The organism is Paracoccus sp. NIOT.M2S5SZ12, from assembly GCF_057748165.1.
This window is the reverse complement of sequence record NZ_JBYLFR010000017.1, coordinates 62,404-70,881: the sequence shown is the minus strand read 5'-3', so window position 1 is coordinate 70,881 and position 8,478 is coordinate 62,404. Positions and strand designations below refer to the sequence as shown.

Here is an 8,478-nt window from a genome sequence, read left to right as displayed (position 1 = left end):
CGGTTGTGGAGGGTCTTGGCCGGGCCGTATTCCTTCGGCGCATCGCACCACCGCAAGCCATTGCGATTGATGAAGATTATGCCGCTGAGATCGCGCCGATCACCGACGCGGGGTTTGCCGTAACTCTGCGGAAAGAACGGTTTCAGGAGCTCCATCCGGCCGTCGGTCAGCCAATGGAGGTTGCTCATCAACCAAGTCTCCTCGCGGAGCCTCAATCATGCCAAGGGCCTGACATCAATGGGTCTGGAGTCTAGCGCATTCGTACGCCTTGACAGGGCGTTCTGTAACTTCCGGACGCGTTCCAGCCATCGAAACGTCAGGTCAAAACCCGACCGATCCCGCCCCCAAACGACCTAAGTATCAATCCCCCGCGCCGGGGGTCTCCGAGAAGTACTTCTCCAGCTTGCCTTCCTGCCCGTCCATCTCGGTGGCGGTCGGCAGCGGGTCCTTCTTGCGCGTGATCACGGGCCACAGCTCGGAATACTTGCGGTTGAACTCGACCCAGCTCTCCATCGCGGGCTCGGTGTCCGGGCGGATCGCGTCGGCGGGGCATTCCGGCTCGCAGACGCCGCAGTCGATGCACTCGTCGGGATGGATGACCAGCGTGTTCTCGCCCTCGTAGAAGCAGTCGACGGGGCACACCTCGACGCAATCGGTGTACTTGCACATGATGCAGTTGTCAGTCACGACATAGGTCATCTTGGCGCTCTTGTCCTGGAACTTTGGTCTGTCACCTAGACATTCCCGTCGGATCAATCAACCCGTCGCGCTCTTCCGAGAACAGCAACTGCGCCTCCGAGGCCGGACCGCGCCGTTCGCCCAAGGCCAGGACCGTCAGAACCCGCACCTGCTGATAGGCCGACACGGTCAGCACATCGCCCGGCCGGACCGCGCGACCCGGCTTGCGGCAGGGCTGCCCGTTGACGCGGACGCCGCCGCCCTCGATGCGGGCGGCGGCAAGGCCGCGGGTCTTGAAGACCCGCGCATGCCAGAGCCACTTGTCCAGCCGCAGGCCGGGGGTGGTCTCGCTCAACTCAGCTCTTGTCCTTCAGCTGCGCCAGGATGGCGAAGGGGCTGTCGGGATCGGCCTTCTTCTCGGGGCGCGAGGAGAAGGTCTTGGGGCCATGCGACGGGGCGGGCTTGCCGCCGGGCTTCTTGCCGCCCTGGAACTTGCCGCCGGGCTTGCCCTGACGGTCGCGACGCTCGCCCTGGGGGCCGTCGCCGCGGGGACGCTCGCCCTGCCCCGCGCCGTCACGGGGCTGGCCCTCGCGCGCCGCGCCGTCGCGACGCGGGCCGCGGCGTTCGTCCTGCGGACGCTCACCCTGGGGCCGCTCGCCCTGCGGACGGCGGTTGCCGCGCGGCTTCGGCGCCCATCTGAAGCTGTAGAACACCTCCATCTCGGGTGCGGCCGCGGGGGTTTCGGGCGCGGCATCCTCGGGCTGCGGCTCACGCTTCTCGGCCTGCTCGGCCTCCCAACGGGCGCGGGTCTCGGCGGCCAGCACCGATTCCTCCTCGGTCAGCGGCGCGTCCGACGCCTCGCCCTCGGCGGCGGGGATGACCGCCACCGGCTCGGAGGTCTTGACCTTGGCCCGCTCGCCCCGCTCGGCGGCATAGCCCAAGCCCTGCATCAGCGCCGCGAACTGCTCCAGCGTCATGCCGGTGATCGACAGCATGTCGGGATTGGCCTCGAAGCCGCCACGCGTGTCCTGCGCGCGCAGCAGGTCGGCCAGGCGCTCCAGCATGTCGATGCGGATCGCGCGGTCGCCCGCAGGACGATAGCCCGACAGCGCATAGACCTGATCGGGCACGACCGGCAGATGCGGGATGGTGACCAGACCCGGCGGCGGGCTTTCGGGAAATTCCGACAGACCCTCGTGCAGCGACCACAGCACCAAGCGCAGGCGCGTCGGCGCGGGCTTGAGCAGCGCGGGCAGGAAGATGGTGAACTGGCCGAAGCGGACGCCATGCTTGCGCAGCGCGCCGCGGCTCTCCTGATCCAGCTCCTTGACCTCGTTCGCGATGCCGTCGCGCGGCAGGATGCCCAGGGCCTCGACCAGCCGGAAGGCAAAGCCGCGCGCAAGGCCCGTCAGGGCCTCGTCGCGCTGCAACGCCAGCAGCGGCTCGAACAGCGCCGCGATCTTGCGGTCGATGAAATGCTGGGCGCGGCGGCGGACCTTGTCCGCGATCTCGGAGCCGGCCTCCTCGTCGACGAAGACCTCGACGCCGGGATGCAGCGGGTCGGAGCCCTTGACCAGCTTGCCGACCGCCTGGTTGCCCCACATCAGGCCACCCTGCTCGGTATAGTCCATCTCGGTGTCGGGCGCGTTGTAGAAGCGGTCGGCGCGCAGATGGAACTCGGGCTTCAGCGCATCATAGCTCGCGCGCGACAGCATCCGCGCCTCGTCGGCCGATCCGGTCTGGTCGGGGCGAAAGCGGAAGCCCTCCAGACGGCCGGCGAATTCGCCCTCGACCGTCACTTCGCCCTTGTCATTCACTTCGGCCACGAGGCTCTCCTTCTGCTTGAGCCGGCGCAGCAGCACGGAGGTGCGCCGGTCCACAAATCGTTGGGTCAGGGCCGCGTGCAACGCGTCCGACAGGCGGTCTTCTACAGCGCGCGTCTCGCCGCGCCAATGCTTTTCATCCGCCACCCAGCCCGTTCTTTGCGCGACATAGGTCCAGGTGCGGATATAGGCGAGCCGCTTCGAGATCGCGTCGATGTCGCCGCCGGTGCGGTCGATGCGTTCGATGGCACGCGCCAGCCAGTCGGCGGGGATGTGCCCCTCCTGCAGAAAGCCGAAGATCCGCGCCAGCAGCGTCGCATGCTCCATCGCCGAGATCCCGCGGAAATCGGGCACGCGGCAGACGTCCCACAGCAGGCGCACGTCCTTGCCGCCGCGCACGCGGTCGCGGATCTCGGGCATCTCGCGCAGGATCTTCAGGGCCGAGACGTCATCCGCCTCGCGGCCCCGGACCAGGATGTCATGGGCGGGGGCGGTCTCCAGGCTTTCGACCAGCCGGTCCATGGTCCCGAACTCCAGCGCCGCGTTGCGCCACATCAGCCGGCTGATCGGCGCGAAGCGGTGGTTCTCCAGCGCGTCGATCAGGCCCTCGTCCAGCGGCTCGGCCTCTCCGGTCACGCCGAAGGTGCCGGATTCGGTGTGCCGCCCCGCCCGGCCCGCGATCTGGCCCATCTCATGGGGGAACAGCGGGCGGACGCGCTTGCCGTCGAACTTGTGCGTGGCGCTGAAGGCGACATGGCGGATGTCGAGGTTCAGCCCCATGCCGATGGCGTCCGTGGCGACCAGGTAATCGACCTCGCCGTTCTGGTACATCTCGACCTGGGCGTTGCGGGTGCGGGGCGACAGCGCGCCCATGACGACCGCGCAGCCCCCCTTCTGGCGGCGGATCAGCTCGGCCATGGCATAGACGTCATCGACGCTGAAGCCTACGATGGCGCTGCGCGTGGGCATGCGAGACAGCTTCTTGGACCCCGCCCAGGACAGCTCCGAGAACCGCTCGCGCCGTTCGAAGCGCGCGTCGGGGACCAGCGCCGCGATGGCCGGACGCATCGTGTCGCTGCCCAGAAACAGCGTCTCCAGCGTGCCGCGCATGTGCAGCAGGCGGTCGGTGAAGACATGGCCGCGCTGCGGATCGGCGCAGAGCTGGATCTCGTCGATGGCCACGAAATCGGCGGCGATGTCGGGCATGGCCTCGGTCGTGGCGACCCAGTACTGCACCCGGTCGGGAACGATGCGCTCCTCTCCGGTGACCAGCGCCACGACCGAGGGGCCGCGCGCGGCGACGATGCGGTCATAGACCTCGCGCGCCAGCAGGCGCAGCGGCAGGCCGATGACCCCCGTCCGATGGCCCAGCATCCGCGTGATGGCGTGATGCGTCTTGCCCGTGTTGGTAGGCCCAAGGATGGCGGTGATCCGCCCGCGCGTCGTCATGCTCATGACCTCAGATATCGGTGCCGATGCGCCTGCGTTCCAGACGGGCGGCCCCGTCGATCGCCTCGGGCTGGTGCGGGTGGATGGCCAGGCTGGCGCGATAGGCGGCCAAAGCGCGGCCGTCATCGCCCATCTCCTCCAGCATGAGGCCCAGTTGCGTCAGCGCGGCGAAGTGGCGCGGCTCCAGGATCAGCGCCTGCCGCAGGTCGGCGAGCGCCGGGCCGAACTGCCCGGCCGCCGCATAGGCCGCGGCGCGGGCCTGGAATCCGGCGGCGAAATCCGGCGCATGATCGGTCAGCGCCGTCAGGTGGCCGATGGCCGAGGAGATGTCGCCCATGTCCAGTGCCGCCTCTCCGCGCTGCAGCAGCAGGTCCATCGCGGACGAGCCCGACCGCGACCAGGCGCGCAGGATGTCGCTTTCCGCAATGCGCCAGCCCTCGCCCTCGGGATGGGCCAGCCGGGCGAAGGCATCGGCCAGCGGATCGGCCTGCTGCGCCGCGGCGGCGATCGGCAGCGCGCTTGCAATAATCAGGAAAATCGTCAGAACCTTGTGACGCAATGCCGTGACGGCAAGGTGGATAAACGGGCGGACCGGGTTCATAACTGAAGGTGTAACCCAGCCCGCATGCCGGGCGCCAGCCAAAGCGCATCAGGAGAGACCAAATGAGCGAAGTCGTGACCAAGGCCGTCGCCAAGCTGAGCGAGAAGATCGACAGCTTCGATTCGACGGCAAAGTTCGTCATCAAGGACGAGGGCGCCATCATGATCGACGAGGACGGCGTGCGCGCCGGCGACGAGGAGGCCGAAGTCACCCTGACCGCCACCCGTGACGTGTTCGAGGGCATCATGAATGGCGACGTGAACCCCGCCACAGCATTCATGACCGGCAAGCTGAAGATCGACGGCTCGATGGGCGTCGCGATGCAGCTGGGGCAGAAGCTGTCCTGAGCCTGATGCAGGACGCTCCCTTCCATCAGCTGCCCGACGACCGGTCGCGGCCGGCTCACGCCTTCTGGGCGCAGGCCGATGACGGGGTGCGCCTGCGCCTGGCCCACTGGCGGGCCGAAGGTGCCCGGGGCAGCGTTCTGCTGTTCCCCGGCCGCACCGAATACATCGAGAAATACGCCCCCATCGCGCAGCTGCTGACTGCCCAGGGCTATGACGTGCTGGCGATCGACTGGCGCGGTCAGGGCATGTCAGACCGGCTGCTGCCCAACCGCCGGGTGGGCCATATCGGCCAGTTCGCCGACTATCAACGCGACGTGGTCGAAATGATGGTCGCCGCCGAGGAATGCGGCCTGCCCCGGCCCTGGCACCTGCTGGCCCATTCCATGGGCGGCTGCATCGGGCTTGCGGCGCTGGACGGCGGCCTGCCGGTCCGGAGCGCGGTGTTCTCGGCCCCGATGTGGGGGATCAACCTGCGCCCGGTCCAGCAGGGAATCGCCCTTGGGGTCGCCTATCTGGCGGGGCGCGTCGGACGCGGCGGCATCGCCGCCCCCGGCAGCGGCGGGGCGCAGACGACCTATCCCCTGGACGAGAGCTTCAACGCCAACCTGCTGACGCGCAACGGCGATGAATGGGCGCGGCTGGTGCGCGAGGCTGCGGCCTGGCCCGACCTGACCATTGGCGGCGCGACCTTCGATTGGGTCAGCAAGGCGCTGAACGAATGCAGTCGGCTGTGCCGCATCGCCTCGCCGCAGGTGCCGATGCTGGTCTCTCTGGGTTCGGACGAACGCATCGTCTCGCCGCAGGCCATCCGCGACCGCGCCGCGCGCTGGCCGGGGGCCGAGCTGCTGCTGATCCAGGGCGCGATGCACGAGGTGATGATGGAGGTGCCGGAGCTGCGCGACCGATTCCTTGAGGCGATGCTGGCCAGGTTCGAGGCCAGCTGAACGGACGGGCCTGACGGCCCGCCCGCGATCGCGGCGTCACGCCGCCGGAGCGGCGTCCTCGGTCACGGGCTTGGCGCCCGACAGGCGCAGCCTGATGCGTTTCAACCGGCGCGGATCGGCATCGACGACTTCGAACTCCACGCCCGAATCGTGGGCGATCACCTCGCCGCGCAACGGCACGCGCCCCGCCAGCATGAAGATCAGCCCGCCGAGCGTATCGACATCCTCGTCCTCCGCACCGGCCAACGTCAGGCCGGTCGCGGCCTCGACGTCGTCCAGGGGCGCGCGGGCCTGGATCAGCCACTGGCCGGGCTTCTCCTGGACCCACAGGCCGCCTTCGTCCTCGTCATGCTCGTCCTCGATCTCGCCGATGACCTGCTCGATCAGGTCCTCGATCGTGACCAGCCCGTCCACGCCGCCATATTCGTCGATGACCAGCGCCATGTGGATGCGCTTCTGCTGCATCTGCTGCAGCAGCACGCCGATGGGCATGGAGGGCGGCACATAGAGCAGCGGCCGCAGCATCGGGCGCAAGGTGAACTTGCCCCCCGCCCCGAAGCCGTGCTTCAGCGCCAGATCCTTCAGGTGGATCAGCCCGAGCGGGCTGTCCAGCGTGCCGCGAAACACCGGCATGCGTGAAAATCCGTGCTCCTGGAACATCGCGACCAGATCCTCCAGCGCGATGTTGGCGGGGGCGGCCACGATCTCGACCTTGGGGATGGCGACGTCGTCGACGCGCATCCGACGCAGGTTGACCAGACCGGGCGTGCCCAGGACATGGGGCGTCTGCCCGTCCGTCTCGGTCCCGGCCTCGCTGCCGGTCAGGGCGGACAGCACGCGGCCGAAGAAGCCCTTGCCGTTACCGGTCTCCCGCCCGTCGGCGTCATCGACATCGATCGTCGGACTGTCGGACACGTCGGGCGAGGGTTCGGATAATCGGCTTTCGGAATTCATCGGTCTTTCTCCTGATAGGGATCGGGGATGTTCAGGCCGGCCAGGATGGCGCGCTCGGTCGCCTCCATGCGCTCGGCATCGGGGTCGTTCTCGTGGTCGTAACCCAGCAGATGCAGGGTCGCGTGGACCAGAAGATGGCGGACGTGGTCATCGACGGGCTTGCCTTGGGCCTCGGCCTCGGCCAGGCAGGTCTCGAAGGCGATGGCGATGTCGCCCAACTCGTCCTCGTCGGGCAGCTCGGGCATGGCGCCCGGCGCATGCGGCAGATGCTCGACCGAGGGCCAGGACAGCACGTTCGTCGCACGCGGCTTGCCGCGGAAATCGGCGTTCAGCGCTGCGATGCGGGCGTCGTCGCAGCCCATGACCACGACCTCTCCGACAATGTCGTGATGGCGCAGGGCGGCGGCGACCGCCTCGGCCGCCAGGTCCTCAAGACCGGCGGCCTCCCATCGGTCATCCTCGATGACGCAATCGACGGATATCTCGTCAGGCATCGTTTCTGAACGCACGGCGCGGCACGTACTGGCCGCGCGCCTCCTCTGTCTCGCCGCGGGTCAGGGCGGCATTGTCCTCGACCTCATACGCCTTGATAATGCGCGCGACAAGCGGGTGGCGCACGACGTCGTCGGCGGTGAAATAGCTGAAGCTGATGCCCTTCACGTCCTTCAGGATGCGCTCGGCATCCATGAGGCCGGACATCATGCCGCGCGGCAGGTCGATCTGGGTGCGGTCGCCCGTGATGACCATGCGCGACCCCTCGCCCAAGCGGGTCAGGAACATCTTCATCTGCATGGAGGTGGCGTTCTGCGCCTCGTCCAGCACCACGAAGGCGCGGCTCAGCGTGCGGCCGCGCATGAAGGCCAAAGGCGCGATCTCGATGCGCTTCTCCTCCATCAGCTTCTGCAGCTGCTTGGCGGGGAGAAAGTCGTTCAGCGCATCATAGAGCGGCTGCATGTAGGGATCGACCTTCTCCTTCATGTCGCCGGGCAGAAAGCCCAACCGCTCGCCGGCCTCGACGGCGGGGCGCGACAGGATGATCTTGTCGACATGGCCGCCGATCAGCATGGTCACGCCCACGGCCACCGCCAGATAGGTCTTGCCCGTGCCCGCAGGCCCGATGCCGAAGGCCAGCTCGTTCTGGAACAGCGACCGGACATAGGCCTTCTGCGCATCGGTGCGCGGCTCGACCGACTTCTTGCGGGTGCGCAGCTCGTAAATGCCCTGCGCGAACATCTCCAGCTGTTCGGCCGGGGTGACGTCGGCCGCGGGCTCGACCCCCATGCGCAGCGCGGCCTCGATCTCGGCGGGGCCGACGGGGCGGTGCTGTTCCAGCCGGGCGTAAAGCCCCTGCATCAGGGTCGCGGCCTCGGACTGGGCCTCGGGGCCGCCGACGACGGCGATCTGGTTGCCGCGCCGCAGGATATGGACGCCCAACGCCTCCTCGATCCGGGCCAGGTGGCGGTCGTTGGGACCGCAAAGGTCGATCAGCAACCGGTTGTCGGGAAATTCCAGCAGGGTTTCGGCCGTGGGTGCGGTGACGGGTGGCGTCGGGGTGAGGCCCAAATCGTTCTCCTGGTCAGAGGGTCGTTTCATGGTCGCAAGCGAAGCGGATTCGCACAAGGTCATCATCCGGGCCGCATGACTGATTTTGCGCAAGTTTGTGGCAGAACGACGACGCTCCG

The 8,478-nt window shown here is 68.1% G+C and carries 10 protein-coding genes; 2 read left to right on the top strand and 8 right to left on the bottom strand.

The features are described from left to right. The 5 genes from AC2SGK_RS14710 to AC2SGK_RS14690 all read right to left on the bottom strand — a co-directional run. The coding region (locus AC2SGK_RS14710; RefSeq protein ID WP_488324257.1) for a transposase at positions 1–188 on the bottom strand (188 nt) is incomplete at its 3' end. Positions 189–360: 172 nt separating this feature from the next. Next, entirely contained in the window at positions 361–699 is a 339-nt protein-coding gene (fdxA, locus tag AC2SGK_RS14705; protein ID WP_488324256.1) for a ferredoxin FdxA, read from the bottom strand. Between the two features lie 31 nt (positions 700–730). Next, a complete protein-coding gene (locus AC2SGK_RS14700) occupies positions 731–1,033 on the bottom strand; it encodes an RNA-binding S4 domain-containing protein (protein ID WP_488324255.1) in 303 nt (100 codons plus the stop codon). A 1-nt stretch (position 1,034) separates the two neighbouring features. Next, on the bottom strand, positions 1,035–3,950 hold the full coding sequence (locus AC2SGK_RS14695; protein ID WP_488324254.1) for a helicase-related protein: 2,916 nt from the start codon (positions 3,948–3,950) through the stop codon (positions 1,035–1,037). Between the two features lie 10 nt (positions 3,951–3,960). Further along, positions 3,961–4,509, bottom strand: a complete 549-nt coding sequence (locus tag AC2SGK_RS14690) for a tetratricopeptide repeat protein (RefSeq protein WP_488324253.1) — start codon at positions 4,507–4,509, stop codon at positions 3,961–3,963. 104 nt (positions 4,510–4,613) lie between these two features. On the opposite strand from AC2SGK_RS14690, the gene AC2SGK_RS14685 reads away from it, so the two are divergent. Together AC2SGK_RS14685 and AC2SGK_RS14680 are read left to right on the top strand one after the other, a co-directional pair. Beyond that, positions 4,614–4,898, top strand: a complete 285-nt coding sequence (locus tag AC2SGK_RS14685) for an SCP2 sterol-binding domain-containing protein (RefSeq protein WP_488324252.1) — start codon at positions 4,614–4,616, stop codon at positions 4,896–4,898. Between the two features lie 5 nt (positions 4,899–4,903). Next, a complete protein-coding gene (locus tag AC2SGK_RS14680; RefSeq protein ID WP_488324251.1) occupies positions 4,904–5,842 on the top strand; it encodes an alpha/beta fold hydrolase in 939 nt (312 codons plus the stop codon). A 36-nt stretch (positions 5,843–5,878) separates the two neighbouring features. Here the strand turns inward: AC2SGK_RS14680 and AC2SGK_RS14675 are convergent, their stop codons facing one another. The 3 genes from AC2SGK_RS14675 to AC2SGK_RS14665 are packed head-to-tail and all read right to left on the bottom strand — an operon-like array spanning position 5,879 to position 8,389. Further along, on the bottom strand, positions 5,879–6,796 hold the full coding sequence (locus AC2SGK_RS14675; RefSeq protein ID WP_488324250.1) for a transporter associated domain-containing protein: 918 nt from the start codon (positions 6,794–6,796) through the stop codon (positions 5,879–5,881). After that, complete coding sequence (ybeY, locus tag AC2SGK_RS14670; protein WP_488324249.1) at positions 6,793–7,290, bottom strand: rRNA maturation RNase YbeY; 498 nt, start codon at positions 7,288–7,290, stop codon at positions 6,793–6,795. Before ybeY ends, AC2SGK_RS14675 begins: the two co-directional genes overlap by 4 nt. Beyond that, positions 7,283–8,389 carry a PhoH family protein gene (locus tag AC2SGK_RS14665; protein ID WP_488324248.1) on the bottom strand — a complete coding sequence of 369 codons (1,107 nt, stop codon included), beginning with the start codon at positions 8,387–8,389 and terminating at the stop codon, positions 7,283–7,285. Before AC2SGK_RS14665 ends, ybeY begins: the two co-directional genes overlap by 8 nt. Between the last annotated feature and the right edge of the window lie 89 nt (positions 8,390–8,478).

Bases quoted from the DNA above. Each gene is read 5' to 3' on its own strand.
- AC2SGK_RS14685 (WP_488324252.1), top strand. From the start codon at position 4,614: ATGAGCGAAGTCGTGACCAAGGCCGTCGCCAAGCTGAGCGAGAAGATC.
- ybeY (WP_488324249.1), bottom strand. From the start codon at position 7,290: ATGCCTGACGAGATATCCGTCGATTGCGTCATCGAGGATGACCGATGG.
- AC2SGK_RS14680 (WP_488324251.1), top strand. From the start codon at position 4,904: ATGCAGGACGCTCCCTTCCATCAGCTGCCCGACGACCGGTCGCGGCCG.
- AC2SGK_RS14665 (WP_488324248.1), bottom strand. From the start codon at position 8,389: ATGAAACGACCCTCTGACCAGGAGAACGATTTGGGCCTCACCCCGACG.
- AC2SGK_RS14675 (WP_488324250.1), bottom strand. From the start codon at position 6,796: ATGAATTCCGAAAGCCGATTATCCGAACCCTCGCCCGACGTGTCCGAC.
- AC2SGK_RS14695 (WP_488324254.1), bottom strand. From the start codon at position 3,950: ATGACGACGCGCGGGCGGATCACCGCCATCCTTGGGCCTACCAACACG.
- fdxA (WP_488324256.1), bottom strand. From the start codon at position 699: ATGACCTATGTCGTGACTGACAACTGCATCATGTGCAAGTACACCGAT.